This is a genomic window from Providencia sp. PROV119 (genome assembly GCF_028482435.1).
Taxonomy (GTDB): Bacteria; Pseudomonadota; Gammaproteobacteria; order Enterobacterales; family Enterobacteriaceae; genus Providencia; species Providencia stuartii.
The window spans coordinates 29,242-54,686 of record NZ_JAMPQL010000030.1; the positions used below are offsets into that span (position 1 = coordinate 29,242).

General features: G+C 42.6%; 22 protein-coding genes and 1 pseudogene. 7 read left to right on the plus strand and 16 right to left on the minus strand.

The window, feature by feature from the left end; genetic code table 11:
• Nucleotides 1-33: 33 nt before the first annotated feature.
• From hpaX to PSF11_RS19230, 10 genes are all read right to left on the minus strand, one after another.
• Complete coding sequence (hpaX, locus tag PSF11_RS19185; protein ID WP_272682872.1) at nt 34-1,404, minus strand: 4-hydroxyphenylacetate permease; 1,371 nt, start codon at nt 1,402-1,404, stop codon at nt 34-36.
• Between the two features lie 323 nt (nt 1,405-1,727).
• Complete coding sequence (gene hpaI / locus PSF11_RS19190; RefSeq protein ID WP_014656738.1) at nt 1,728-2,534, minus strand: 4-hydroxy-2-oxoheptanedioate aldolase; 807 nt, start codon at nt 2,532-2,534, stop codon at nt 1,728-1,730.
• Between the two features lie 10 nt (nt 2,535-2,544).
• Nucleotides 2,545-3,348 (minus strand): 2-oxo-hept-4-ene-1,7-dioate hydratase, encoded by an 804-nt coding sequence (gene hpaH / locus PSF11_RS19195; RefSeq protein ID WP_004927346.1) that lies wholly within the window; start codon nt 3,346-3,348, stop codon nt 2,545-2,547.
• 102 nt (nt 3,349-3,450) lie between these two features.
• Entirely contained in the window at nt 3,451-4,917 is a 1,467-nt protein-coding gene (locus PSF11_RS19200) for an NAD-dependent succinate-semialdehyde dehydrogenase (protein ID WP_004927350.1), read from the minus strand.
• Nucleotides 4,914-6,140 carry a Bcr/CflA family multidrug efflux MFS transporter gene (locus PSF11_RS19205; protein WP_004927355.1) on the minus strand — a complete coding sequence of 409 codons (1,227 nt, stop codon included), beginning with the start codon at nt 6,138-6,140 and terminating at the stop codon, nt 4,914-4,916. Before PSF11_RS19205 ends, PSF11_RS19200 begins: the two co-directional genes overlap by 4 nt.
• Nucleotides 6,141-6,149: 9 nt before the next feature.
• Nucleotides 6,150-6,530, minus strand: a complete 381-nt coding sequence (locus tag PSF11_RS19210; RefSeq protein ID WP_004927358.1) for a 5-carboxymethyl-2-hydroxymuconate Delta-isomerase — start codon at nt 6,528-6,530, stop codon at nt 6,150-6,152.
• A gap of 9 nt (nt 6,531-6,539) precedes the next feature.
• Complete coding sequence (gene hpaD / locus PSF11_RS19215; protein WP_004927362.1) at nt 6,540-7,421, minus strand: 3,4-dihydroxyphenylacetate 2,3-dioxygenase; 882 nt, start codon at nt 7,419-7,421, stop codon at nt 6,540-6,542.
• Between the two features lie 134 nt (nt 7,422-7,555).
• The gene (gene hpaE / locus PSF11_RS19220; protein WP_004927363.1) at nt 7,556-9,022 is read right to left on the minus strand and encodes a 5-carboxymethyl-2-hydroxymuconate semialdehyde dehydrogenase; all 1,467 of its coding nucleotides are present in this window, start codon (nt 9,020-9,022) and stop codon (nt 7,556-7,558) included.
• Nucleotides 9,022-9,789, minus strand: a complete 768-nt coding sequence (locus PSF11_RS19225) for a fumarylacetoacetate hydrolase family protein (protein WP_004927367.1) — start codon at nt 9,787-9,789, stop codon at nt 9,022-9,024. The genes hpaE and PSF11_RS19225 overlap by 1 nt, the downstream gene beginning before the upstream one ends.
• Nucleotides 9,789-10,418 carry a fumarylacetoacetate hydrolase family protein gene (locus PSF11_RS19230; protein WP_004927370.1) on the minus strand — a complete coding sequence of 210 codons (630 nt, stop codon included), beginning with the start codon at nt 10,416-10,418 and terminating at the stop codon, nt 9,789-9,791. The genes PSF11_RS19225 and PSF11_RS19230 overlap by 1 nt, the downstream gene beginning before the upstream one ends.
• Before the next feature lie 408 nt (nt 10,419-10,826).
• Here PSF11_RS19230 and hpaR point away from each other — a divergent pair, with 408 nt between their 5' ends.
• The gene (gene hpaR, locus PSF11_RS19235) at nt 10,827-11,279 is read left to right on the plus strand and encodes a homoprotocatechuate degradation operon regulator HpaR (protein WP_004927374.1); all 453 of its coding nucleotides are present in this window, start codon (nt 10,827-10,829) and stop codon (nt 11,277-11,279) included.
• A 78-nt stretch (nt 11,280-11,357) separates the two neighbouring features.
• Here hpaR and PSF11_RS19240 read toward each other — a convergent pair whose 3' ends face one another.
• The 4 genes from PSF11_RS19240 to PSF11_RS19255 form a co-directional block, all read right to left on the minus strand.
• On the minus strand, nt 11,358-13,364 hold the full coding sequence (locus PSF11_RS19240; RefSeq protein WP_072502503.1) for a BCCT family transporter: 2,007 nt from the start codon (nt 13,362-13,364) through the stop codon (nt 11,358-11,360).
• A 468-nt stretch (nt 13,365-13,832) separates the two neighbouring features.
• Nucleotides 13,833-14,099 carry a DksA/TraR family C4-type zinc finger protein gene (locus tag PSF11_RS19245; RefSeq protein ID WP_004927380.1) on the minus strand — a complete coding sequence of 89 codons (267 nt, stop codon included), beginning with the start codon at nt 14,097-14,099 and terminating at the stop codon, nt 13,833-13,835.
• A 72-nt stretch (nt 14,100-14,171) separates the two neighbouring features.
• The gene (locus PSF11_RS19250) at nt 14,172-14,609 is read right to left on the minus strand and encodes a GNAT family N-acetyltransferase (protein WP_004927383.1); all 438 of its coding nucleotides are present in this window, start codon (nt 14,607-14,609) and stop codon (nt 14,172-14,174) included.
• A gap of 180 nt (nt 14,610-14,789) precedes the next feature.
• Complete coding sequence (locus PSF11_RS19255) at nt 14,790-15,467, minus strand: hypothetical protein (protein WP_036941715.1); 678 nt, start codon at nt 15,465-15,467, stop codon at nt 14,790-14,792.
• A 297-nt stretch (nt 15,468-15,764) separates the two neighbouring features.
• On the opposite strand from PSF11_RS19255, the gene PSF11_RS19260 reads away from it, so the two are divergent.
• On the plus strand, nt 15,765-16,418 hold the full coding sequence (locus PSF11_RS19260) for a DUF421 domain-containing protein (RefSeq protein WP_014656734.1): 654 nt from the start codon (nt 15,765-15,767) through the stop codon (nt 16,416-16,418).
• A gap of 77 nt (nt 16,419-16,495) precedes the next feature.
• On the opposite strand, the gene PSF11_RS19265 is transcribed toward PSF11_RS19260, so the two are convergent.
• Complete coding sequence (locus PSF11_RS19265; RefSeq protein WP_004927389.1) at nt 16,496-18,205, minus strand: phosphoethanolamine transferase CptA; 1,710 nt, start codon at nt 18,203-18,205, stop codon at nt 16,496-16,498.
• Between the two features lie 370 nt (nt 18,206-18,575).
• Between PSF11_RS19265 and PSF11_RS19270 the strand changes: the two genes are divergently transcribed.
• From PSF11_RS19270 to ccmB, 3 genes are read left to right on the plus strand one after another with little or no spacing between them, the layout of a single operon-like run.
• The gene (locus PSF11_RS19270; RefSeq protein WP_040132859.1) at nt 18,576-19,751 is read left to right on the plus strand and encodes an ion channel; all 1,176 of its coding nucleotides are present in this window, start codon (nt 18,576-18,578) and stop codon (nt 19,749-19,751) included.
• 15 nt (nt 19,752-19,766) lie between these two features.
• The gene (gene ccmA / locus PSF11_RS19275) at nt 19,767-20,384 is read left to right on the plus strand and encodes a cytochrome c biogenesis heme-transporting ATPase CcmA (protein WP_072502502.1); all 618 of its coding nucleotides are present in this window, start codon (nt 19,767-19,769) and stop codon (nt 20,382-20,384) included.
• A complete protein-coding gene (gene ccmB, locus PSF11_RS19280; RefSeq protein ID WP_004927397.1) occupies nt 20,384-21,049 on the plus strand; it encodes a heme exporter protein CcmB in 666 nt (221 codons plus the stop codon). Before ccmA ends, ccmB begins: the two co-directional genes overlap by 1 nt.
• Nucleotides 21,050-21,253: 204 nt before the next feature.
• On the opposite strand, the gene ugpQ is transcribed toward ccmB, so the two are convergent.
• Nucleotides 21,254-21,994, minus strand: a complete 741-nt coding sequence (gene ugpQ, locus PSF11_RS19285) for a glycerophosphodiester phosphodiesterase (RefSeq protein WP_072502501.1) — start codon at nt 21,992-21,994, stop codon at nt 21,254-21,256.
• Nucleotides 21,995-22,484: 490 nt separating this feature from the next.
• Between ugpQ and PSF11_RS19290 the strand changes: the two are divergent.
• A pseudogene (locus tag PSF11_RS19290) lies at nt 22,485-24,590 on the plus strand (type VI secretion system Vgr family protein).
• The gene (locus tag PSF11_RS19295; protein WP_053110075.1) at nt 24,587-25,393 is read left to right on the plus strand and encodes a DUF4123 domain-containing protein; all 807 of its coding nucleotides are present in this window, start codon (nt 24,587-24,589) and stop codon (nt 25,391-25,393) included. The pseudogene PSF11_RS19290 and the gene PSF11_RS19295 overlap by 4 nt, the downstream one beginning before the upstream one ends.
• The last annotated feature ends 52 nt before the right edge of the window (nt 25,394-25,445 follow it).

The following is a 25,445-nucleotide window of genomic DNA, read 5'->3' on the forward strand; positions in this document are numbered from 1 at the left end:
ATTGCGGCTCGACTATTTTGTTATCTTTGAATATTACGGTGTTGCTCTAGGACGTGAGCTCTTCATGGGAATAAATGCGACTAATAGCGCCCCAACGACCAACAACCCAGCGACAAAGTACAGCCCTGAATTGAAGCTACCTGTTTGGTCTTTTAGCCAACCAATCAGTAGTGGGCTGACCGCTGAACCAATATTACCTGTTGCGTTGATAACAGCAATACCAACAGCACGAGCACGTAAACTGATGGATTGGTCTGGCGTGGTCCAGAATACAGCCATTGCGGTAAATGAACCTGTCGATGCCATAATGATACCAATTAATTGGATGACAGGATGATGTGTCAGTGCCGCTAATACCCAACCTGCCGCTGCAAATAGGTAGGGGAGTGCGGTGTGCATTTTACGTTCTTGTAATCTGTCAGAACGCCGGCTCCAATACACCATACCAAGTATAGTACAGAACTGAGGGATAGCCGTCAGTAGGCCTATCATGGCGTTACTACTGCCTTCATTAAAGCTCTGCATAATTTGTGGCGTCCAGATATTAATGGCACTGAGCGTATTGGTCAGGCAGAAATAGGCCACGGTATACATTAAGACAACAGGGGTAAAAATCTCTTTCCATAAGCTAGTATTCTGTAATGCCGTATGGCTTTTCGAACCGTGCGGCTGAACCAATTCTAACTTATCTTGCTCCATCATTTCTTGAAGACTCTCTTTGTCTTCTTTCGTTAGCCATTTTGCTTTATCTGGCGAATCATCAAGGTAGAACCAGACCAGCACGCCTAAGATCACTGAAGGGAAACCTTCCAGCAGGAACAGCCACTGCCAGCCTTTTAGGTTTAAAATACCATCCATTTCGAGGATGTAACCCGATGCTAGGGAACCAAATGCCATTGTGACAGGTATGGCCACCATAAATAAAGCGTTAGCACGGGCGCGGAAATAAGCAGGAAACCAGTAAGTTAAATAAACTAGGATACCCGGTAAAAAGCCAGCTTCGGCGACGCCGACTAGCATCCGCAAAATATAGAGGCTTGTCGGGCCTGTTGCGAACATTGTGGCTGTTGAGGCGATGCCCCACAGTACCATGATGGTGGCAATCCAACGGCGGGCGCCCACAATACCCAACATAATATTGCTAGGTATCCCAAAAATAACATAGGTTGCATAAAATAGTGTGGCAGCAAGGCCAAACATCGTTGATGTCAGACCAATGTCTTTCCCCATAGTCAGACCCGCAAAACCGATATTAATGCGGTCAAGGAAAGAAAAAACAAATAATACAAATAAAAAGACAATTAGGCGGCGAAATAATTTTTTAATTACGCGTTGTTGTGGTTCAGTTAAATTTTTATGCTGTTCAGCAGGATTTTTTTCAGCAACATTGGATAAATTGCTCATTTTGTAATTCCCTCATTTATATGCATTTAATGCTATTATGGGTACAAAAAGCTCTTAGGCAGCCATATAACATGTCTGCCCCGTAGGTACAGGGTTGTTAATGTTGTTTTCCCTTAGCCACCAGATTGATATTTGTAGGGTAATTGGTTTGCCATATTCCAAGTTGTTTCATTATTCGCTCTTGCTTATCTATCCGAGTCACACAATAATCCATGCTCCTCGGCGATTTTTGCTTAGCGCTTAGAGACAAACTCGAAGTATTTACAACCGAAAGATCGAGTTATCTTAATGGCTTTGGGTGTTTACTACTGTATTGCAAATCACTAATACACACTGGGTGTGTTAGATGTCACTTCAGAAACGGTATTGCCAAAGCGAGCCGCTAATGCTTCTGCGCTACGCGCTAGCAATGTTGTATCCACACCAACCGCAACAAATAGTGCACCTAATTTTAAATAATGTTCAGCGACGTCTGGCGCTGCCATTAAAATACCAGGGGCAATACCCGCAGCACGAATTTGGACAATAGCCTTTTCGATGACTGCCTTCACTTCGGGATGATTTGGATTACCTGAATAGCCCATGTCTGCACTGAGATCAGCTGGCCCAATAAAGACGCCATCGATCCCTTCGACTTGTAATATTTCCGAAAGATTATTGATAGCTTCACGGGTTTCGACTTGCACAATGACACACATCTCATCATTGGCCCGTTGCAGATAATTAGGAATACGATTCCAACGTGATGCACGTGCTAGAGCGCTCCCCACACCGCGGATCCCCGCCGGAGGGTAGCGTGTGGCGCGAACAGCTTGCTGTGCTTGCTCTGCATTTTGCACCATAGGCAGTAATAATGTTTGTGCCCCAATATCCAATAACTGTTTAATAATGACAGGATCATTCCAAGGTGGACGTACAACCGGCTGCGATGGATAAGGTGCGATTGCCTGTAATTGAGTTAATATTGTTTGTACATTATTAGGAGCGTGTTCACCATCAATCAGTAGCCAGTCAAAACCTGCTCCAGCCACCAATTCAGCACTATATGAGCTGCATAGCCCCAGCCATAAACCGATTTGTGGTCGACCTTCTTTTAGTGCATGTTTAAATTTATTTTGTAGGATATCCACGATGATCTCCTTATACGAAGCGGCAACTGACGGAACCCATCACGCCGTAGTCCACATGAAATACATCCCCTTTACGAGCAGGAACCGGTCGAGTAAATGAGCCACCTAAAATGATTTGGCCAGCTTCTAGTTGGACGTTGTGTGGCGCGAGTTTATTTGCCAGCCAAGCAACCCCGTTTGCAGGGTGGTTAAGTACCGCAGCCGCGACGCCAGACTCTTCAATAACACCGTTACGGTACAGCAATGCACTGATCCATCGTAAATCAAGGTCGCGAGGTTTGATTGGTCTCCCCCCTAAGATCACCGCCGCATTCGCCGCATTATCTGAAATGGTATCGAATACTTTGCGTGGGCGCTTTGTTTCAGGATCAATACCGTGGCAACGGGCATCAATAAGCTCAAGTGCCGGTATGACATAATCAGTTGCGTTATAAACATCAAACAGGGTGCAGTTTGGGCCACTTAAGGGTTTTGCTAAAACAAATGCTAGCTCAACTTCAATACGTGGAACGATAAAACGATCTGTTGGAATTTCACAACCATCGTCAAAAAACATATCGTCGAGAAGTGCACCGTAGTCAGGTTCATCAATTTGAGAACTAGCCTGCATAGCTTTCGATGTTAAGCCAATTTTATGGCCTTTCAGTGAACGACCTTCAGCGATTTTTAGGCCAACCCATTCACGTTGAATAGCGTATGCGTCTTCAATGGTGATTTGTGGATGATCCAATGAAATCTGACGGATCTGTTCACGTGTTTTCTCGGCCTGATTAAGGCGCTGTGCAACTTGCGATATGACATCTTTTTGTAACATGCGAGTATTGCTCCTGTTGAACTCTGCTTATCACGCAAGAAACGTTGGGCGCTTTCTAACCCGCACTGCCAGATGGCAGTGCGCTAATCTGTAAAGGTCAAATTAGTTTGTAGATAGCCCACCGAAGCAGAGATATTTCACTTCCAGATAGTCTTCAATTCCGTAACGTGAACCTTCACGCCCCAGCCCTGACTGCTTAATGCCACCAAATGGGGCAACTTCATTTGAGATAATGCCTTCATTGATACCGACCATGCCGCTTTCGAGTGCTTCTGCAACACGGTAGATGCGGCCGATATCTCTAGAATAGAAATAGGAAGCCAGACCAAATTCGGTATCATTTGCTAAATCAATGGCTTCTTGTTCATCGCGGAACTTAAACAGAGGCGCCAATGGACCAAAAGTCTCTTCTTTGGCGACGATCATAGATTCGGTGACGTCTGCTAATACGGTTGGCTCGAAGAACAATCCGCCTAATGAAGCAGGTTTACCGCCTGCCAGTACGCGTGCGCCTTTAGAAACCGCATCTGCAATATGCTCGGTGACTTTATCAACCGCAGCTTGGTTAATCAGAGGGCCTTGTTGTGAATCGGCTTGAGTTGCTGGGCCGATTTTTAGCTCAGTGACTGCTTTTGCTAAGCGTTTAGCAAATTCATCATAGACGCCTTCTTGAACTAAAATACGGTTAGCACAAACACAGGTTTGCCCGCTGTTGCGGAATTTAGCCGCTAATGCGCCCTGTACGGCGGCATCAAGGTCGGCATCGTCAAACACGATAAAAGGCGCATTGCCACCGAGCTCCAATGATAGCTTTTTCACTGTATCGGCACATTGCGCCATCAGTAATTTGCCAACACGTGTGGAGCCAGTGAAAGTCAGTTTACGAACAACAGGACTTGATGTGAGTACACCACCAATGGCTTTTGCATCTGTACCTGGCACGATGTTGAACACCCCTGCTGGGATACCAGCTTCTTCACCTAATGCTGCTAGTGCTAATGCTGATAATGGGGTCTCAGCCGCAGGTTTCAGTACCATCGTACATCCTGCCGCCAGTGCTGGGCCAACCTTACGGGTGATCATGGCATTTGGGAAGTTCCATGGCGTAATCGCAGCGACCACACCCACAGGCTGTTTAATCGTCACTAAGCGGCGACCAGGAAGTGGAGATGGGATTGTTTCGCCATAAACGCGTTTACCTTCCTCGGCAAACCACTCAATAAAGCTTGCACCATAGGCGATTTCACCCATTGATTCTGTGATGGATTTGCCTTGCTCCCAACTGAGTAGCTCTGCAAGCTCTTTTTGGTTTTCCATCATCAATTGGAACCACTTATTAAGAATTTGGCTACGCTCTTTGGCACTTTTAGCACGCCAAGCGGGTAGGGCTTTTTCCGCAGCATCAATCGCTTGTTGGGTTTGTGCTGCACCTACATTACTGACTTTTGCAATGACTTCACCGTTCGCAGGGTTAGTGACATCGAATTGACTATTGTCGTTGGCGTTAACCCATTGACCGTTGATATAAGCCTGCTGGCGGAATAAGGTAGAATTGACATTGATACTCATTTTTCTTTTTTCTCCGAAGGCACTGAGACTAACTGTGAGCGGACATTTTTAGCCGAGAAACGTTGGCTTGTGAAACTTAATCCGGCACAGACAGCCATAACCAGTGCCATAGCAAATGGGGATTCATCCTGTAGTACAGAAACTGCAACACTTGCCAGCGCCGCCAATGCAAATTGAATCGAAATAGCAAGCGCACTGGCGCTACCGGCAATTTTTCCTCGATGCTGCAATAACAGTGATAAGCTATTTGTACCGATAGCATTGACCATCGATAAAAACAGCACCACCAGAATAACAATAATAGGCAGGCTTTGCTGGTAGAAAATGAGTAGTAATAGCCCAAACAGTAATTGCGCACCACTTTGTAGGCAGAGTATGCGAGTTAAACTGTATACTTTGAGTAGTCTGACATTCAGTAGTAATACCACTATCATCCCGAGAATATTACAGCCGAATAATAAACCGTAGTGTTGCTCCGATACGCCAAAATAGTTGATATAAACAAAGGGAGAGCCGCTGATAAAGGCAAACATACCCGCAAAAGAGAAGGCCATCGTACCGATAATACTCAGTGCTTCTCTATCGCTTAAAACTTGAGCGTAATTTTGAAACGCGACACTGAGTAAATTTTTAGATTCTTTCTGCGGTGTCAAGGTTTCAGGAAGCAAGAAGAAAATACAACTTGCAGAACAAAGACCTATCAGTGCAAGAAGATAGAAGATCGCTTGCCACTGAAAGTGAATTAATAAAAAGCCACCGAGTAGGGGAGCCAGTAAGGGCGCTATCATAGTGACTAACGTCATCAAAGATAAAACTTTAGGCAGTTCACCTGTTGGGTAAACGTCTCGAGCAATGGCTCGTGCCATGACAATGGCGGCTCCACTACCGAAGGCTTGTAACGCACGAAAAGCAATTAATGCGTCAGCCGAAGAGGCTTGCGCGCACAGTAAACTTGCGAGCGTAAAAATAGTTAGGCCACTTAACAGCATCTTACGGCGACCAAGAATGTCGCTGAGTGGCCCATAAAACAACATGCCAATACAGAAGCCAGCAAAGAATGCGCCGAGTGTATACTGCATCTGCCCTTGGCTCGCCTGGAGGTCATTTCCCATTTGCGGCAGAGCAGGCAGATACATATCTATCGATAATGGCCCAAATGCAACCAGTGACCCTAATAATGGGATCAAGTAGCGAGGGATCTGTTTATCGAATGGCGTCGGCATCAGGCTTCCTTATTTAAATAAAGCGTGAACATTGTTTTGTTTGTAATTCAACACGGGATCAAGCTCTTCCATGGTAAATGATAGAGCGAGATACCTATCACTCATTAACTGAGCAAAGTGTTCTTTGATGAGGGTAAATAGCATCTCACCTGTTTTTTGACGATCTTCAAGAGAACGCCCTGAACCAATTTTGAGTGTCATATGGACAAAGGCGTAATCATGTTTACCATCAGCCATCTGCCAAGTATCTAACCAAATAGCACGGCTACGAATGCCGCCTAAAGGAAAAATACCAGTTCCTGCTAATGCACTATTTACCTTGGAAAATAGCTCAGGCAAATTCGCTTGTTCACGGATATTGTCGGTACACTCAGCAATAAAATGCGGCATGACGACTCCTTACGCACTGACTTTTTGTTTATCGGTGATATAGCTTGGCAACGGGAAAATAGCGTTAATTTGTCCGGTACCTGAACTGGCGAACAAATCGGTCAGCACTTCAACTTTTTCTGCATATTTATCCCAACCTAGCATGCCTAATAGCATCACCGTATCGTGCATATGACCTTCGCCATAACAGTAGTCAGCGTATTCCGGCAGCATCTTACAGAACTCACTAAAACGGCCTTCACGCCACAATTTGACGACACGCTTATCCATTTGCTCATCAAATTCACGGGTATAATTGTTCATCCCTTCTTCTGCACGATGGTCATCAATAAAGCGATGCGATAATGAGCCACTCGCGAGTACAGCAACCGTGCCATCATATTTTTCGATGGCTGTGAGTACGGCTTCGCCTAATTTACGGCTGTCTTCAAAACTGTGAGAGGTGCAAAATGCAGAAATAGAGATCACTTTAAAGTGGCGATCACTATTCATATAGCGCATAGGAACTAAGGTGGCATATTCTAACGTTAGGCTTGGGATTTCGTGGGATTGAGCACGAACGCCTAGTTTACGGGCTTCTTCACCGATCATGCGACCAAGCTCGGAGTTACCATCATATTCATATTCCATATCACGAATAAAATGAGGGAGTTCGTTACTCGTATAGATCCCTTTAAAGTGATCGGCACAGTTGATGTGATATGCACTGTTAACTAACCAGTGAGTATCAAAAACAATAATAGTATCAACACCAAGTTCGCGGCAGCGGCGGCTGATCTCTTTATGACCGTCAATGGCGGATTGGCGGCAGCCATGATGTTTGCCGGGTAATTCTGACAAGTACATGGATGGAACATGCGTTATTTTTGCCGCAAGTGCTAATTTACCCATAAGTTTTTACCTCCCCCGTGATATTTCGAGCTGTAGCGTGTGAGTGATTTTTCGCTACAGCCCGAATTATTTAGGGCATAAGTTAGATTAAATATTTATTATTGAATTTCCAATAAACTAAATATCTCAATAAATTAAACACCCCAACGAGGAATGTTGTGATCCCCGAAGGAAATACAAACGTTCTTCATTTCTGCAAAAACTTCAAAGCTATATTCACCGCCTTCACGACCAACACCAGAGGCTTTAACGCCACCAAATGGTTGACGTAAATCACGTACGTTTTGTGTATTAACAAACACCATACCGGCTTCAATGTTGCGTGATAAGCGAAGGATCTTGCTGACATCTTGTGTCCAAATATAAGATGCGAGACCATACTCAACATCATTTGCCATACGTAGGCCATCTTCTTCTGACTTGAATGGGATCAAGCAGGCAACTGGCCCAAAGATCTCTTCTTGCGCAACACGCATACGGTTATCGACATCTGCTAATACGGTCGGGCGTAAGAAGTTACCATTTTTCAGATGTGCAGGTAGGTCGGTTGGCTTGTCTGGGCCACCAGCCAGTAATGTTGCCCCTTCTTCTACACCAAGGCGAATATAGCCGGATACCTTGTTCCAATGCTGTTCACTGATCAGTGCACCAACTTGTGTTTTTGGATCCGTTGGGTCGCCGACAATTAGGCGATTAGCGCGCTCAGCGAAGCGCTTAACAAATTCAGGGTAGATACTTTCTTGGATGAAAATACGAGAACCGGCAGTACAACGTTCACCATTAATTGAGAAAATGGTAAACAGAGCCGCATCTAATGCACGTTCGATATCGGCATCTTCAAATATCAGAACAGGGGATTTGCCGCCAAGTTCCATCGAATATTTTTTCAGACCCGCGTTTTGCATGATCACGCGGCCTGTTGCTGTTCCACCAGTAAAGGAAACGGCACGAACGTCATGGTGTTTGACTAGAGCGTCACCTGCTGTGCTGCCGTAACCTTGCACAACGTTAAGTACGCCAGCAGGGATCCCCGCTTCTAATGCCAGCTCACCTAAACGGTTTGCTGATAATGGTGACAGTTCAGACATTTTTAAAACAGCGGTGTTACCTAGGGCTAAACAAGGTGCTGTTTTCCATGTTGCCGTCATGAATGGCACGTTCCAAGGGGAGATCAGTGCACAGACACCAACAGGTTGGATCAGGGTGTAGTTCATCATTTTGTCGTCAACAGGGTAGGTACGACCATTCATCTGTTGGCAGACTTCGGCAAAAAACTCAAAGTTATGTGAAGCACGAGGGATCAACACATTTTTGGTTTGATGAATTGGCAAACCTGTATCCTGAGTTTCCATTTCTGCAATTTCAGGAACGTTTTGGTCGATCAATTCACCAAGACGGCGCATCAAACGAGCACGCTCTTTCATTGGCGTATTAGCCCATTTAGGGAATGCCTCTTTGGCTGCCGCAACGGCTTGATTTATTTCATCTTGACCACCAGAAGCCACTTCAGCGAGTACTTCACCTGTTGCAGGGTTGGTGGTTTGGAAATATTCTTTGCTGGCAACATTTTTGCCATTGATCCAATGGTTAATCTTAGTCATTACACTCGTTCCTCATATTCTTTTTCGCTGACAATATAGTTAATCAGCCGGCCTACACCCTCAACTTCAACGATCACTTCATCACCAGGTACGACATCAGAAAGGCCTTTTGGTGTTCCTGTTGCGATCATGTCACCCGGTTGCAGTGTCATAAAATCACTGAGATAGGAAATTAAAAATGGGATATTGAAAATGAGATCAGCAGTGGTTCCTTTCTGGCGCAACTCACCGTTTACATAGGTATATAGCGCAAGGTTATGGGGATCTTTAACCTGATCTTTATCGATAACCCATGGACCGATAGGCGTTAAAGTGTCACGGCTTTTAACACGCAGGTTGGGGCGATAGTAATTTTCTAAATAGTCACGGATCGCATAATCATTACATACGGTGTAGCCTGCAACATAATCCATCGCATCTTCTTGTGATACTTTGTATGCCGCTTTACCAATGACCACAACAAGCTCTGACTCATAATGCATATAGTCAACATTATCGGGGCGCACTGAAACTTGGCGATGGCCTGTTAATGTGTTATCTGCTTTGATAAAAATCAGAGGCTCTTCAGGTGGCTTGAAATCAAGTTCAGTAGCATGGTCGGCATAATTTAAGCCCAGTGCGAACAGTGTGCCTCTAACAGGAGGTAACCATTCAACATTAGCATCATCGCCTGCAATAACTTGGCCATTTGGTAATGTGATTTGCTCGTTTTCACCAACCGTAACGGAATACTCAGTACCTTGGTAACGAATTTTTGCGTGTTTCATTATTGTCCTCCTGCCACAACAACGTTATTGCTTAGGCTCGGAAAGCCTTCTGCTTGAACAGTGACTTCATCACCAGGCTGAATGGTGACGCGTTGATGAGGCGTGCCCATCAGTATCACATCACCCGCTTTTAACGTGGCAAATTCACTGAGTGCGGCAACTAACTCACTGGCATCACGAACCAGATCTTTTGTAGACCAACGGTCAGCTTCTTTACCATTGATGAGGGTGATAATGTCGACAGGGGCAGTTAATGTTGTTTCAACCATTTCCCCAATAGGGCAGAAACTATCACAGCATTTTGCTTTGATAGCAGGACGATAAAATGAGTCTTCAGGTAGGCTGACTTCATTTGCTAATGCAAAGCCCGCAATATAATTTTTGGCTTCTGACTGGCTGACTTTACGTGCATCTTTACCAATAACCAGTGCTAGCGTTGCACCACTTTGCACCACTTCACCGGCAGGGTGCAAAATAGGCTCCCCTGAATTGATCCGAGTATTACGCGGCTTTATAAACCACACAGGTGTTTTTGGTGGGGTTTTATAAGGGGCTTGCCCGAATGCCTCATGCCAGTGAGCCACTTGGCTTTGATGATTGAGGGCAACGGCAAATACAGTGCCTTTCATTGACAACTCCTTATTAGGAAAACGATGATTTCGAATGATTGTTAATATATTAATAATGTATAAAGTGGTAATTGGCAATAGGCTAGAGAAATTGTTAATTTTAATTGTGATCTCTTTAACATATTCAGAAGGTTTTTATGTAACCTATTGATATTCAGTATTCTGATATTTTTTTTGAATTTTTATTGTAACTTTTTATTAACTTTTTGGTTTGCTGTTGAATTGTTTACTCATTAATATTTTGGGGTTTTTCTTTGTGATTGTTATTTTACCGTGCTAACCTTGGTTTTAAGTGGATAGAATAGGCTATCACTAAGGGTAAATTTGCGGTGTAAAGGCGCAATAGATTGTGTAATACCAATTTAATTGGTATTAAATAAACATTTTAGAGTGGTGAGTTTTAAACTTATGCATGAATCATTGACAATTGCATTATTACAGGCAAGAGAGACCGCGATGGGGTTCTTTCGCCCTATTTTAAAGTCATACAATTTGACTGAACAGCAATGGCGTATTATCCGAGTACTTGCCGATAAACGCTCTATTGATTTCCATGAGTTATCAGTTCAAACCTGTATTCTTCGTCCAAGTTTGACAGGGATTTTGACTCGTATGGAGCGGGAAGGGTTAATTTTTCGCTTAAAGCCACTCAATGATCAGCGTAAGCTCTATGTTTCTCTGACGCCTAGTGGTCAAACATTGTACGATAAAGCACGTCAAGAAGTGGAAGAGGGCTATCAAAAAATTGAGCAGGCATTTTCTCAGGAGAAAATGCAACAATTAACCGCACTGCTGGATGAATTAATTGCTTTAGAAAGCCCTGATTACAGCCATATTGCGGATAAAAAAGAGAGCGCTTAGGGCGAATTTCGCATGTCGTGGGCAATAAATAAATTGCCCCCTAATCAGCAACATTCTGATTAGGGGGCTTTTCGTTGTTTACTTACCTAGTAGATGTAGGAAGTGAATATGTTTTTCGTACTGGTCGAGAATATCATGGATGACCTGTTCTTTGGTCCAGCCCATAACATCATAGTCTTGCCCACCTTCTTTAAGGTGAACCTCTGCACGATAATATTTCTGCTCTTCGCTTTTTTCATCATCGCTCTCTGTTCCCATGCCAGAAAGGGCAAAAGAAGGTTGGACATAGTAGCGCAAGCGAACTTCGTATAGGAAGTTCATATCCTCACCTAAATCGACCTCGAAGCCAATCCTATCATCTTTATCATTATAGATATGGCAAGTCGTATTCTGCTTCTCAAGCTCCTCTGAGACCATTTCCATCGATGGATGAACAACCTCACCGAGAAAACGTTTTACTTGGTTACGTTTTGGGAAATACGCGATATTACGTAAGCGTCGTTGCCATGGAATTGGATTGCGGCTCGCTGTCGGAGCAATTGTGGCTAATTGTTGGCTATCACGTTTATAAGCATCAATACGCAATGCTTTAAATAAGCCATAAATTGCTGCTAATAGTACCATCGCAAACGGTAAGGCGCTGGCAATAGTTAAGGTTTGTAGTGCTTGTAAGCCACCTGCAAGTAATAATGTGATAGCAACGATACCCATTAAGCCAGCCCAGAAAATACGCTGCCAAACTGGGGTATTTGAATCACCACCCGATGCTAAAGTATCAACAACCATTGCCCCAGAGTCAGCCGAAGTGACAAAGAAGACGACCACCATCAGCATAGCAAAAAATGACAGTACGGTAGAGAAAGGGAAATAGGTTAAAAATTCAAACAGGGCGAGTGAAACATCTGATTGCACTGTTTCTGCCAGTTTAACGGCATCTTGGTTTTTAATCAGGTTAATGGCGGAATTACCGAAGAACGTCATCCACATCAAGGTAAAGCCAGCAGGAACAAATAGAACGCCGGTGACGAACTCACGAATAGTACGTCCACGTGAAATTCGCGCGATAAACATCCCAACAAATGGCGACCAAGAGAGCCACCAACCCCAATAAAGTAATGTCCAACCACCTAACCAATCACTGGATTTAGGCTCATAGGCATACAAGTTAAAGGTTTTGTTGACTATCTCGGATAGATAACCACCTGTGTTTTCAACAAATGATTTCAGTAATAAAACGGTTGGTCCTAAGATCAACACCAGTAGCATCAATATAAAGGCTAAACCTAAGTTTAATTCAGAAAGAATGCGGATCCCTTTATCTAGGCCTGAAACCACAGACAGCGTCGCAAGGCCAGTAAAGACAACGATCAGAATAACTTGTACGGTTGGGCTAACAGGCAGACCAAACAGGTGATTCATCCCTGCATTAACCTGCAATACGCCAAAGCCTAATGATGTCGCAACCCCAAAAACAGTACCGACAACCGCGAAAATATCGACAAAGTGGCCAATAGGGCCATAAATACGATCACCAATAATAGGATACAGTGCGGAGCGGAGGGTCAGCGGTAACCCATGGCGGTAGCTAAAAAAGGCTAAAATCAGCGCCACAATGGCGTAAATCGCCCAAGCGTGTAAGCCCCAATGGAAGAAGGTCAAACGCATTGCCTCTTTCGCGGCTTCAACCGTTTGCGGATCACCGACTGGTGGGTTGAGGTAGTGCATTACAGGCTCTGCAACACCAAAGAACATTAACCCTATCCCCATACCTGCGGAAAACAGCATGGCAAACCAAGACACATAGCTAAAATTAGGTTGTGCGTGATCGGGGCCGAGTTTTATCTGTCCATAACGAGAGAGTCCCAGATAAGTCACACTCAAAAGAATGATAGCGACGGCTAGAATATAGAACCAGCTAGCATTATTGAATAGGTTTTGTTGAAGATGACTTAGATGAGATTCTGCTACTTCCGGCATGATGGCGGCAAAACCAACAATAACCATAATCACAAGTGCAGAGGTATAAAATACCGGGGGACTAATTTTTGAGCGATTTTTTTTAGAATCAGTATCGTTTTGACTCATAACAACCTTCTTTGATTTATTTTATTTTTGACATACCAATAATCTGTTGGGTATGCAACGCGCTGTCCTTCTTAATGAAACAATGAAATTGCGAAAGGGTTCCCAGTGGGGAAACAGTAGAAAGAACAATAATGAAACAGTTTGCAGAGATAGCGATAAAAACGGTTATTGCGCCCGTTGCTATCAAATGTTTTTTTAGCTGTTATTACTCCATTTGCGAAAAAACCGGCGGATATATTGCCATATATCGAGACTGGTTTCAAATAAACAGGAAAAACCTCTATGTTTTCATAAAAATATAGCCTTATAAATCACATTATTAACTATCATTGTTGTTATCTTTTTAACTATTTAACAAAAAGTTAGATAAAAAGCTTAGAAAGGTTAATTAAATTAACATTAATATTCGGATTTTAGGTAGAAATAAATATTGGTAGAGTTTCGGTGTTATTTAGGAATAGGGCATATTCACCGTAACTGACTATCTTTACTCCCTCGGCGATTATAACCACTAAATGTGGCACTTTTTTGATCGGCGGCATTTTGGCAAGTGATACAGAGCTGTACGCCAGGGAGTGCCTTGCGGCGGGCGAGAGGAATAGGCTCACCACATTCAACACAGTATTCAGCACTTTCGCCTGAATGGAGTTGACTGCGAGCCTTAGCGATAGCGTCATCAAGAGTGGCATCAATTTGTTCTTGAACCGCATTTTCGTTAGCCCAACCATTTGCCATAATCACCTCGTACAAAAAAGCATCACTTTATTGATCATAAGGGGTGATATGGAAAATTCAAGGCGTTAGAACTTAAATTAACGGTAGAACCATATAGATATGATCCATACCATCTTCGTCATACATTTCGCCTTGTGTGTGATAGCCTAATGTTTCGTAAAAGGCGATTGCGGTATGTTGTGCAGATAGTCCTACAGCATGAAATTGGTTCTCGATAGCGTACTGCTCAACAAATTTCATTAACTTACGTCCAAAGCCTTTGCCTCGATATTGTTTAAGTACCGCGACTCTGCCCACTTTTATCACTTTGTCGGCTTGTAAAATACAACGTAGTACAGCAACAGGGCTATTTTCTAGGTATAGCACCACATGTAATGCGTCATCATCATATACATCTACATCGATTTCAGCAGGAAAGCCTTGTTCATGGGTAAAAACTTGTTGGCGAAGCGCGAAAGCGTGATTAACGATTTTAGGATCAGTATACCCAAGGCTATATCTCACTTGCATGTTGTCTCCAATTTATAAGGTAACGTGTTTATATTATTTCGGTTTTAAATTGTTATACCAGAATTGAGGGGGAACAGGACATGGTTTTGTGTGCTTTACTTTCTCCGTATAAAAATATAAAAAAAAGCAGGCCAGCGTAGACCTGCTTTGAGAATAAACCGAGTTATCTAGCACAGATAGTTATTTGTTTTCTGCTTTTAATTCTTCAGTTTTATTTTTGGCATCAGTCGCTAGTTCATCTGCTTTATTGATTGAGTCTGTTTTCACTTCTTGGCTTTTTTCTGCTATTTTATCATTTGTTTCTGATAGCTTATTTTTTGCCGATTCAGTTAATTCATCTGATTTTTTATCAGCCGCATCTTTTAGCTCTTTAGCTTTATCAGATAGCTCATCTGCCTTAGCTGAAGCTTGTTTTTCAAGTTCGTTAGCTTTCTCTGTGGCACTATTTTTAAATTCAGAGATTTTTTGCTCGCTAGCCTTTTTTAATTCATCGGCTTTCTCTGTAGCGCTCTCTTTAAGCTCAGCCGCTTTTTGCTCGCTAGCTTCTTTCAATTCATTAGCTTTCTCTGTAGCGTTCTCTTTAAGCTCAGCTGCTTTTTGTTCGCTAGCTTCTTTTACTTCTTTAGCCTTATCTGCAATTTCATCCGCTTTTTCTGAAGCTTGTTTTTGAAGGTCATTCGCTTTTGCTTCTGCACTATCCTTAAGTTCGGCTGCTTTTTGCTCACCAGCATCTTTTAATTGCTCCACTTTTTCTTCAGTTTGTTTCATCGTTTGATCTGTCTTTGATGAATCATCACAACCTGCCGCCATAGCGATAATACCTGCTAGAATAAGAGAACTTAATATTTTCTTTTTCATAAATATTTCCTTTAGCATGATGTAAGTGGATACGGATCTGCTATCAATAGCATGTTATAAATATAACTCATATTTTTAATAATTAAAAATCAGTTGTCTCTGAAAGTTACCTGAAATAAAAAGGTAGCATTATCAGCAAAATAGTGATTTTAATGCTTGATATCAATATTTAACTTAATAAAAAAGACGAGCTTTATTATTTCGCTATAATTAATCTTGGATATTAGCAAAAAAATAATATGCTGGTTTATTTAACTAAAATTCATAAAAACGTGAGTATACGAAAGGAAGTCTTATATGAGTTATTACTATATGCTTGTTGTAGTCAAGTTTATCATTGGTTTTGCCATTGTTCTTACTCATATGAATTTGTCTGGGAAAACGCAGCTGTCACAGATGACACCTATTGATTTTATTGGGAATTTTGTGTTGGGTGGAATTATTGGTGGTGTGATTTATAGCGATACAATCCCATTATATCAGTACATCACTTTACTCTTTATAGGTGTGTTTTTTATATCAGGGCTAAACTATTTAACTAAAAAATTTAACTTTATTCGCAACGTGACTATCGGCAATCCTATCCCTATTATTAGTAAAGGAAACTTTATTATGGAAAATATATTAGAAAAAGGGAATAAAATTGATATTTTGAATATATCCTCAAGAATTCATGCACAAGGGGTTCATTCATTCCAAGAAATCTATTATGCCCAGATTGAACCAGATGGGCAATTAACGGTTATTTGTGATCCAACAAATATGCCATCAGTGATTATTATGAAAGATGGTGTTGTTAGGCTAAATGAATTGCAATCGATAGAAAAAGACGAAGAGTGGTTAAATAAACAGATGGTTAAACATGGGATCGATAAGCCCGAATCTGTTTTTCTTGCTGAGTTTTGGCAAGGCGAAGTCAAATTTATTCGGCAAGATGGCAAAATTCAGTAACTATCACGTTTCTTAATAAAAAGATGAAGAGCCGCTAAAGGCTCTTCATCTTAGGTAGAAGATGCTTTACTGACAAATTATTTTTTCAAATCATCATACAGCATCAAAGAGGATTTATTCTCAGGGTCACCAATGTAACGCGGCTGTGGTTGGTATTCGTCACTAAATAGGCTTTTCTGAGGAGTGTAGCCTTTATAGTTAAAGCCCGCGAGATCAGACCATGAGTAGATAAAATCCATGGTGCTATAAGGCCTATCGGTTTTACTGTTCAAATTAAAATTATGGCTTTGTAACCATTCAGGAGATTGCCATACTAGGAATGGAACATTGTAGATCACACGACTTGGTTTGCCTTCACTACGACCTAAAGTTTCATGAGGAGGTGTATCAAAGACATCTTCACCATGATCAGAGAAAAAGACTAAAAAGCCATTTTCTTTTGATGAATCAAAATCTTTAATTAATGTGGAAACAATATAATCATTGTAGTGTTGTGCGTTGTCGTAAGCATTGTAATCTTCGACTTGGCTCTCTTTGAGGTTACTTGGCACCAGACTATCTTTACCTTTAAAGATGGCTTTATCTTCAGGGTAACGGAACTCATATCGCATATGGGTTCCAAGTAGATGAACAACAATAAATTTTTTCTCAGCAGGGTCGGCCAGAGCTTCTTTAAACGGGGCTAGCACAACTTCATCGTAAATACGTGAACTTTGGGCCATATCGTTATTTAAGTAATATTGTTTATCTGTTTGTCGAGAAAAAGCAGTTAATAGCGTATTACGCTCCGTCATTGTCTGTTGGTTTGTGATCCAAAAAGTTTTAAATCCAGCTTGCTTCATCATATTCATGATTGAAGGGCGCGAATTAAATAACTCGGGCTCAGTTTGAGAGGCAAACGTGAGAATTTGCTGGAGCGCCTCTATTGTATAAGGACGAGAGGTCACGACATCGTTAAATACAGACAAATTATCGGGATACTGTTGTTTTAGCTGCTCAAGCTCTGGTGTTGTTGGGCGTTTATAACCATATAAGCTCATCCTATCGCGACTTGTTGATTCACCAATGACCAAAACAAAAGTTCTCGGCGTATTGCCGTTAGCATCGATAAAGTTTTCTAATGGCGGGATCTTACTGTTATCACGGATCAGTTCTTCCATATTGGCTAACTGGTTTTTATAGAGAAAATAGCCACTAACAAATTGCCAAGGCGCAGCATAGGCAAGTTTACTATTCACATAAGACATGACATTGGCGAACGGCCTATCTTGTTTAATTCCTTTATTATAATAAGGTACGCCAAATAAGATGATTAGCACGAGCAAAGAGACACCACATCTCGCTGACACTGGCATGGTCACTGGTTTTAGTCGTGACCATAAGAAAATCGCGACCAGAGTATAAATCAATATAACCGCGATAACTTTAAAGCTAATGTATTGCCTTAAAAATTCACCTGCTTCATTTGTATTTGTTTCAAACATCACAAACATGACGCTTTGTGAGATCTGATGCCCATAGACGACAAAATAAGCGAGTGCAATGACAGATGAAAGCCAAAGAATGATACCGATAATGCCGGCAACTAATTTGATCCTTCTAGGGAAAAAGAGCGCAGGGATTAACCAGAGTGTGCTGTACAGTAAAGAGTCTCTTAATCCGACGGTGTTACTTTGTCCTGTAACAACAACATAGATTTGGAGCAATGATGAGAAATACCAGAAATAGATGAGCAACCACAGTAAAGCTGTCCAGCTAAATCTCTTTGCTTGCGTAGAATTAACCATAATTTATTGAACTCTTATTCTTAAGTCATGTTAGGTAATAAGAAAAAACGCCAAAAATCGATTTTTAGATATTATCTTAGAAATTAAGTTCAATAAAATAAACAACTAATAATTGATGAGATTTGGTTGATATTTGGTTTAATTTTACACAGGAAATAAAGTCAAATTAAGATAGCTTCAGTTTGATAGTTAGGCTTTTTTTATATTTTATTTCTCCTAAGTATAAAAATGGAACTGTATCAGTTGATATAAGGATATGTCGGTTATACCAATAAAATCAACCGAAGAACGGCATTCTAACTAACATCAATGACCAACATGTGTTATATAGACTTTATGTAATCTTATCTGAGCAGAGGGTGAAGGAAAAATGTCAGATAACGCGTTTATTGCTTTTCTGAAATCATCCTTATTTATCCGTTTAATCATCTCAATACTTATCATTTTTGATGGTTTTATGATTATTAAGCCTGTATTGGGGGCTTATACTGACTATATTGATTGGCGAGCGAATGGGTTTAGTGAGTGGCTTAAATCTCTCGGCTTTATGAAGTTGCTTGATATCCCTCGTTTTTTGTTAGGAATTTCATTGATATTTTTATCTTTTTTCATGCTTAATGGCGCCCGAATCGCATGGGTGTTTTCACTGCTTTTACTGGCCATTATTTCGTTTGTTGATTTAAAAATTGCAACGGAAAACCTTCATCAAGGTTATTTTTCGCTGGTCCTTTTTTTGGCGTTGAGCTTTTTTTGGAAGCGTTATCATCATCACAGCTTAACCAGTGCGGGATTTGTGGCGATAACTTGTATCATTGCATTATTGCTTTATTCCATTTTTGGCACACTCTATATCGGTAATGAATTTCTACCCGTCGTTAAAGATGGAACCACGGCATTTTATTTCGCGTTAGTTTGTATGACGACCGTCGGTTTCGGCGATATAGTGCCAGTCTCTACAGATGCTCGGGTATTTACTGTTACGGTCATTATTCTTGGTATTACAATTTTTACAACATCAGTGGTTTATGTTGTAGGGCTGTTAGCTAAAGGAACAAAGGAAATTGTTCGCAAGAGGTTTTCTTATATGAAAAATCATTATGTTGTAATTGGTAGTACGCCAATGGCGGTAAGCATGTATGAAGGGTTAAAAAATCGCGAACTGCCAGTTGCGGTGATCTGCCAAGAAAGTCATCGCGCACATTATCCTGAGAAAGATAATATCGTCACTGGTGACCCTACAGATACAGCGCTATTAGCCGAATCGAATGTTAAACAGGCAAAATATGTATTAGTGATGACAGATAGCGACGCCTTAAGTACTTTCGTGCTCTTAGGGATAAAACAACTTGCTGGTGAAGGTGTAAAAACGGTGGTATTGGTTAACCAAGAAAGCAATATAGATAAAATTCGCCTGCTTAACCCCGACATGCTGTTTTCATTATCTTCTTTAGGGGGCGAAGTTTTGATGAAAGTGCTTTGCGGTGAAACAATATCAAATGACAGTATTAGTGATATTCTGTTAAATAAAGTGGCGAAAAACGAATAACAGGAATAAAACACTATGTTAACTGCCGAGCAAATCAGTTGTCAGCGGCAAAACAGGATGCTTTTTCAAAAGCTGGATTTCACCGTATTGCCCGGCCAAATTTTACAAGTTGAAGGGCCTAATGGTGCGGGTAAAACGACCTTATTACGTATGGTGGCTGGGCTGTTAAAACCCGATGAAGGGGATATTTTGTGGGAGCAATATTCGATTCATCAGTTAAAAGAAGATTTTACTCGTCAATTACTTTACTTAGGGCACAAGCCAGCCGTTAAATCACTACTCACTCCTTATGAGAACCTACAGTTTTATTATCAGATGCAGCATCGCCATCCTGCCGGGGATAGTTTGTGGTCGGCTCTCGAAGAAGTGTCACTCATTGGCTATGAAGATGTTCCTGTTGGTCAGTTATCAGCGGGGCAACAAAGGCGAGTGAATCTTGCAAGGTTATGGTTAAGTGAAGCTCCTTTGTGGGTGTTGGATGAGCCTTTTACTGCTATTGATGTCGTAGGCGTGAAACGTCTTACCGAACGCTTTCATCAGCATGCTGAACAAGGTGGGATCATTCTTTTTACTTCTCATCAAGCTATGTCGGGGCATTTTGGATCCTTAAAACTGACGGGCGGATATGAATAATGTTTTGGCTAGTGATTAAAAGAGAACTAAAAATAGCATTTAGAAGTTTTTCTGAATTGGTAAACCCATTATGGTTCTTCTTAATTGTTATTACGTTATTTCCATTGAGCATAGGGCCTGAGCCTCAGTTATTAGCACGTATCGCTGTTGGCATTTTTTGGGTAGCCGCGGTGCTTTCTTCTTTATTATCGCTCGAACGTCTCTTTAAAGATGACTATCTGGATGGTTCGTTAGAACAACTGTTGCTCGCACCGCATCCACTATTTTTAACGGTATTAGCTAAAGTGATTGCTCACTGGCTGGTAACTGGAGTGCCGCTAATCTTACTTTCACCGATAGCAGCTTTAATGCTCTCTTTTGACGCGAATACCCTTTCTGTACTTGCAGGTACTTTGTTGCTAGGTACACCGATCCTGAGCTTTATTGGTGCAATAGGGGCTGCTTTAACGGTATCTCTGAAAAAAGGGGGAGTACTCGTGAGTTTACTGGTGCTGCCGCTGTATATTCCTGTGCTCATTTATGCAACGGGAACAATGGAAGCGTATAGTTTTAATATGCCTTTGGGGAGTTATTTTGCGATTCTAGCTGCATTGTTAGTGGGGAGCGTGACATTTTCGCCTATCGCAATTGCCGCAGCATTAAAAATTAATATCAGTCATAATTAAACACGGTACCCAAAAACATCACTAAGGCGGTTGCACTATTTTTCAATCAGCTCCATCGTTAAAAGCAAATTAGAGTCGGGGGATAGCAATCTTCATCGTGATAAGCATAAAGCCAGAAGTGAGATTCAATGCTGGCTTTATGCTTTTTAATTATGCGGCGAGTGAAATAGTAGGTATCTATAGATCAGTATGTAATCTATTTAATTAGGCACCAAAGTTGGGGCCAATGATATCAATCGCATCCGTACAAATTGCATCAACTCCCCAGTTTAAAAGTCGCGAAGCACGCGCAGGGTCATTAACGGTATAAACTAAAATGCATAAGCCAGCCTCTTTTAAGCGTTTTACGCGTTTTTCATCCAATAATGTATGATCTAAATGGATGGAGACACAATCAAGCTGTGTTGTAAGGGTTTGCCAATCATCTCGCCATTCATCTAATAATAACCCTCTCGGTAGTTCAGGAGCGTATTGTTGAGCCGAAATTAGTGCTTCAATTGAGAAAGATGAAATCAATGGGGCTGTTTGCCCTTGCCACAGTTGACGAGCTGCAAGTGCAACAATTTGACCTGTTTTAGCTTCCAAGCCTGTCGTTGGTTTGATCTCAATATTTGCCATCATGCCATGTTGCTGACAACGTTTTGCGACCTCAGAGAGTAAAGGCAGCCGCTCTTTGGCGAATTCTGGACCATACCAGCTTCCAGCATCGATATTTGATAATTGCTCCCAATTTAATTCGCCTGCAATACCATGACCATCACTGGTGCGCTCAAGAGTATCATCATGTAATAAAAAGATTTGATCATCATGGGAAAGTTTGGCATCAAACTCGATCATGGTATGTCCATATTTTGCGCCAATATCAATGGCTGCGAGTGTATTTTCAGGAGCAAGTCTGCCACCACCACGATGGGCAACAATTTTAGGATAAGGCCAAGAGTTCATAATGTTGTCTATTTTCCTATTAAAGAAATACAACGGCTTTTTAAAGCGGTGTGACCAGTATTATAGCCGAATGTCACATTATATTACTCTTTAGCAGCTGTAAATGAAGATTAGCTCTAGAGGTAAGTTATCTATTTACAGAAAAGCGGGTGTTTATGAGAAAAGAATTTTCAAAAAAAACGATATAAAAGCCTATATTTGTTTTTTTATTGGTATTTTAATTTTATTCATTACTCTAATAATGAGTATCTGAAAATGTGATCTTAGCGCCTTTACCGAAATTGTTTCGTTTTGTAGGATACTTAACTTAAATTTAAGTATCGCAGTTGGATACATTGATACATCGAACAACTTATTTATCTGGTTGCTTATTACTGGTTATTGTCGAGGTTTAATCGTGATTTTCTACTATTAGCCATGACTCATTCGCGATGAATGGTTTTTATCAATAGTAGTTTGTGGCGCGGTATGATCCTCAAACGGAGCATGTATGTCCACTCAAAACTCAAGTAAATCCGCTAACCCACCTCCAGTCAAAATGACACCAGCTGGCAGGGCTTATGCGGAACAAGAACGCCGTACCGCGAAGCGAGATCCCTTCTTGAAAGCATGGTATAACGGGGAATTAAACTCTGGTTTGGTGTTTAACTGTCGTATCGATGGGCTTCCCGATGACACCTTTCAGGTTACCGAATTTGATCTACAAGAGGGGTTGTCAGAACTATTTACTTTAACTCTTCATGCGGTCAGCTCCCTACTTGATGTGGATTTCCATGATATATTAGGCGGGGCTTCTTCCTTGACTGTGAAACGGGATGGGATAAAAATTCGTGAGGTACAAGGCTTATTGGCAAGCGCCGAGAATCTGAATACCGATGGAGTGAAAACATAGTATAAATTTGTTATACGCCCAGAAATGTGGGTGATGACTCTCAAGCAAGACAGCCGTATTTTCCAAGATACCACCGTACCAAAGATATTAGAAACCTTGCTGAATGAATCGCACATTAAACACGATAAATTGTTTTATCATCCCGAAGAGCACCTTGAACGCCCGTACATTACCCAAAAGCGTGAAACGATGTATGATTTTTGGTGCCGCCTCGCCGCCGAAGAAGGGATTACCTTTTGGTTTGAGGAAGGCCCGAAACTGTTTTACAGCGACCGCCATTTAGGAATGACGGCAGGGATTACCCTCACTTATAACCCGCAAGCCGATACCGATACTACCGACAGTACTGCTACTACATGGCGCTATGCCGAGCAGCTGTGCAGCGATATTCGTATTGATAAAGATTACAATCAACAGCGACCTTCTCACCCGCTCAGCCATCAAGTCGTTGGTGACGTGCACCACCAACACGAAGTGTTCGAAAGTTATGGTCGCTTCCAAGAAGACGCGGAAGGGGAAACGTTCAATCAAATTCGTTATGAACAATCGCAAAATAACCGTCAAATGGGGCACGCCAGTACCAACTGTTTTGCCTTGCACCCCGGTAAGATGTTTACTTTAACCAATCACCCCAATGAGCGTATGAATAAGCGTTGGCAGGTGGTCAGGGTATCACATCACGGCGTACAACCCCTTGCCGACAACAGTGGCGGCGAAGGAACGCAGTTGTCCAACAGTGTGTCGTTTATCCCAGAGACGCAAGAGTGGCGACCGCCGTATCGTTATAAACCGACTGCTGATGGTGATGAGTTAGCGACAGTTGTGGGGCCTCCGGGAGAGGAAATCTATACCAACAGCAAAGGGGAGGTGGTGGTCTATTTCCATTGGGATAGACGCGGCACGCCCGACCACGGCGCCTCCTGCTGGGTGCCAGTGTCACACGGCTGGAGTGGCAATGGCTATGGGTTTATGAGTATTCCTCACGTCGGGCAACAGGTTTTAGTCAGTTACCTGAATGGGGATATTGATAGGCCGATTGTCACGGGGTGCACCTACAATGGACGCAATAAACCACCGTTAAATTTACCCAACGAAAAAACGCGTACCACCTTTAAAACTTGTACTCATAAAGGCGAAGGGTTTAATGAATTGCGTTTTGAAGACAAAGCCGGATACGAAGAAATCTATTTTCACGCACAGCGTGATATGAATGTGCACATTCAAAACGATAATCACACTCATATTCAGCGGGACAGCAAACAGCGCATTGACCAACATCGCTACGCTGAGATTGCGGGTGATGACCACCTCCATGTCAAAGGCACGCAAAAAGCGTTAACCGAAGGCGATGTTTTTCAGCAAGTGCTGGGGGCTTACCATCAGCAAGTGGATGGTGCATTGGTCAGTGAAAGCGGACAAGAAACCCATCTGAGCAGCCAAGGCAAAGTGGTGATTGAAGCCGCCACCGAAATCACGCTTAAAGTCGGTGGCAGCTTTGTGCGCATCACCCCGAGCAATGTGTTTACCTCGGGCAATGTGGCGATTGGTGACAGTGGAGGCGGCTCAGGGCAAGCGGTCAATCTTCAGCTCCCTGACGGGGTGGCTCCGTTTGCACCTCCGCCATACCCCATCAAACCGTACTGTGCGATGCAAGCTCAAGCCACTGGCAGTTGGGTGATTAAACCCAACGGAGGCAATGCATGAGACCGACGCCTTGGACAACGTGGTTGAGTGAGCCTCACCGTGACCCGGTGTATTTACTGCTCAATACCTTGGCGCAGCCCAACCCGACGGATGTGCTGTTTGCCAACGATTGGATCGAACAGGCGTTTCCGCTGTATAACGGCACCCCCTTGGCCCATTTAATCGCACAAAGTCCGTGGTTGGTGAAATTGAAACCGAGCGCCGCCGTCCCACTCGGGCAGCTGCTTGACCGCAAAGGCTTCAGTGACCCCAGTTGGGGCTGGGCTTACCGCAGCCCGATGGCGTGGGACGCGCAGTTACACCATTGGCAACAACGTCAATTAGTGAAACTGGATGGCGAAATGGTGGTATTACGCTTAATGGACAGCCGCATCGCCAATATCTTGATACCCAGCATGCGCGAAGCGGATTGGTATGTGTTGATGAACCCGGTGCATGAAGTGATGCTGGATACTGACACACAACCTGTCTGCCTGATATCGCCCGCCCGTGACCGTCCGCCGCTGATACCCGAGCTGAAAGTGCACCCGTTTACCTTGGGTGAGCATTTACAAACGGCGTGGGAGAACTCTGAAACGTGCATCCAACTGATGGCAGAAAACCTCGCTTGTGAATTGTGGGAGAACCAACCTGATAACGCACTGGTGCTCGACACCCCTGTAGGGCAATTGCACGAACGCTTGGTCGGTTGGTTGCATATCTCCCCCATATTAGCCGGTAACGTCGCCACACGCACCCTCGCCCAGTTTACCGACTATGCCCAACAATTGGGCTGGATACCCTCGACAACGGAGCCGTCATGAGTCAAAAAACAGAATCTTGCATTATCTGTGACAACTACCGATTTTGGATTAA

What these genes read in the sequence shown, in the direction of transcription:
- PSF11_RS19265 (WP_004927389.1), bottom strand. Translation starts at nt 18,205, where the DNA reads ATGGTTAATTCTACGCAAGCAAAGAGATTTAGCTGGACAGCTTTACTG.
- PSF11_RS19255 (WP_036941715.1), bottom strand. Translation starts at nt 15,467, where the DNA reads ATGAAAAAGAAAATATTAAGTTCTCTTATTCTAGCAGGTATTATCGCT.
- PSF11_RS19205 (WP_004927355.1), bottom strand. Translation starts at nt 6,140, where the DNA reads ATGCCGACGCCATTCGATAAACAGATCCCTCGCTACTTGATCCCATTA.
- hpaE (WP_004927363.1), bottom strand. Translation starts at nt 9,022, where the DNA reads ATGACTAAGATTAACCATTGGATCAATGGCAAAAATGTTGCCAGCAAA.
- PSF11_RS19240 (WP_072502503.1), bottom strand. Translation starts at nt 13,364, where the DNA reads ATGAGTCAAAACGATACTGATTCTAAAAAAAATCGCTCAAAAATTAGT.
- PSF11_RS19270 (WP_040132859.1), top strand. Translation starts at nt 18,576, where the DNA reads ATGTCAGATAACGCGTTTATTGCTTTTCTGAAATCATCCTTATTTATC.
- ccmB (WP_004927397.1), top strand. Translation starts at nt 20,384, where the DNA reads ATGTTTTGGCTAGTGATTAAAAGAGAACTAAAAATAGCATTTAGAAGT.
- ugpQ (WP_072502501.1), bottom strand. Translation starts at nt 21,994, where the DNA reads ATGAACTCTTGGCCTTATCCTAAAATTGTTGCCCATCGTGGTGGTGGC.
- hpaX (WP_272682872.1), bottom strand. Translation starts at nt 1,404, where the DNA reads ATGAGCAATTTATCCAATGTTGCTGAAAAAAATCCTGCTGAACAGCAT.
- hpaR (WP_004927374.1), top strand. Translation starts at nt 10,827, where the DNA reads ATGCATGAATCATTGACAATTGCATTATTACAGGCAAGAGAGACCGCG.
- PSF11_RS19260 (WP_014656734.1), top strand. Translation starts at nt 15,765, where the DNA reads ATGAGTTATTACTATATGCTTGTTGTAGTCAAGTTTATCATTGGTTTT.
- PSF11_RS19210 (WP_004927358.1), bottom strand. Translation starts at nt 6,530, where the DNA reads ATGCCGCATTTTATTGCTGAGTGTACCGACAATATCCGTGAACAAGCG.
- ccmA (WP_072502502.1), top strand. Translation starts at nt 19,767, where the DNA reads ATGTTAACTGCCGAGCAAATCAGTTGTCAGCGGCAAAACAGGATGCTT.
- PSF11_RS19250 (WP_004927383.1), bottom strand. Translation starts at nt 14,609, where the DNA reads ATGCAAGTGAGATATAGCCTTGGGTATACTGATCCTAAAATCGTTAAT.
- PSF11_RS19230 (WP_004927370.1), bottom strand. Translation starts at nt 10,418, where the DNA reads ATGAAAGGCACTGTATTTGCCGTTGCCCTCAATCATCAAAGCCAAGTG.
- hpaH (WP_004927346.1), bottom strand. Translation starts at nt 3,348, where the DNA reads ATGTTACAAAAAGATGTCATATCGCAAGTTGCACAGCGCCTTAATCAG.
- PSF11_RS19245 (WP_004927380.1), bottom strand. Translation starts at nt 14,099, where the DNA reads ATGGCAAATGGTTGGGCTAACGAAAATGCGGTTCAAGAACAAATTGAT.
- PSF11_RS19200 (WP_004927350.1), bottom strand. Translation starts at nt 4,917, where the DNA reads ATGAGTATCAATGTCAATTCTACCTTATTCCGCCAGCAGGCTTATATC.
- hpaD (WP_004927362.1), bottom strand. Translation starts at nt 7,421, where the DNA reads ATGGGTAAATTAGCACTTGCGGCAAAAATAACGCATGTTCCATCCATG.
- PSF11_RS19295 (WP_053110075.1), top strand. Translation starts at nt 24,587, where the DNA reads ATGAGACCGACGCCTTGGACAACGTGGTTGAGTGAGCCTCACCGTGAC.
- PSF11_RS19225 (WP_004927367.1), bottom strand. Translation starts at nt 9,789, where the DNA reads ATGAAACACGCAAAAATTCGTTACCAAGGTACTGAGTATTCCGTTACG.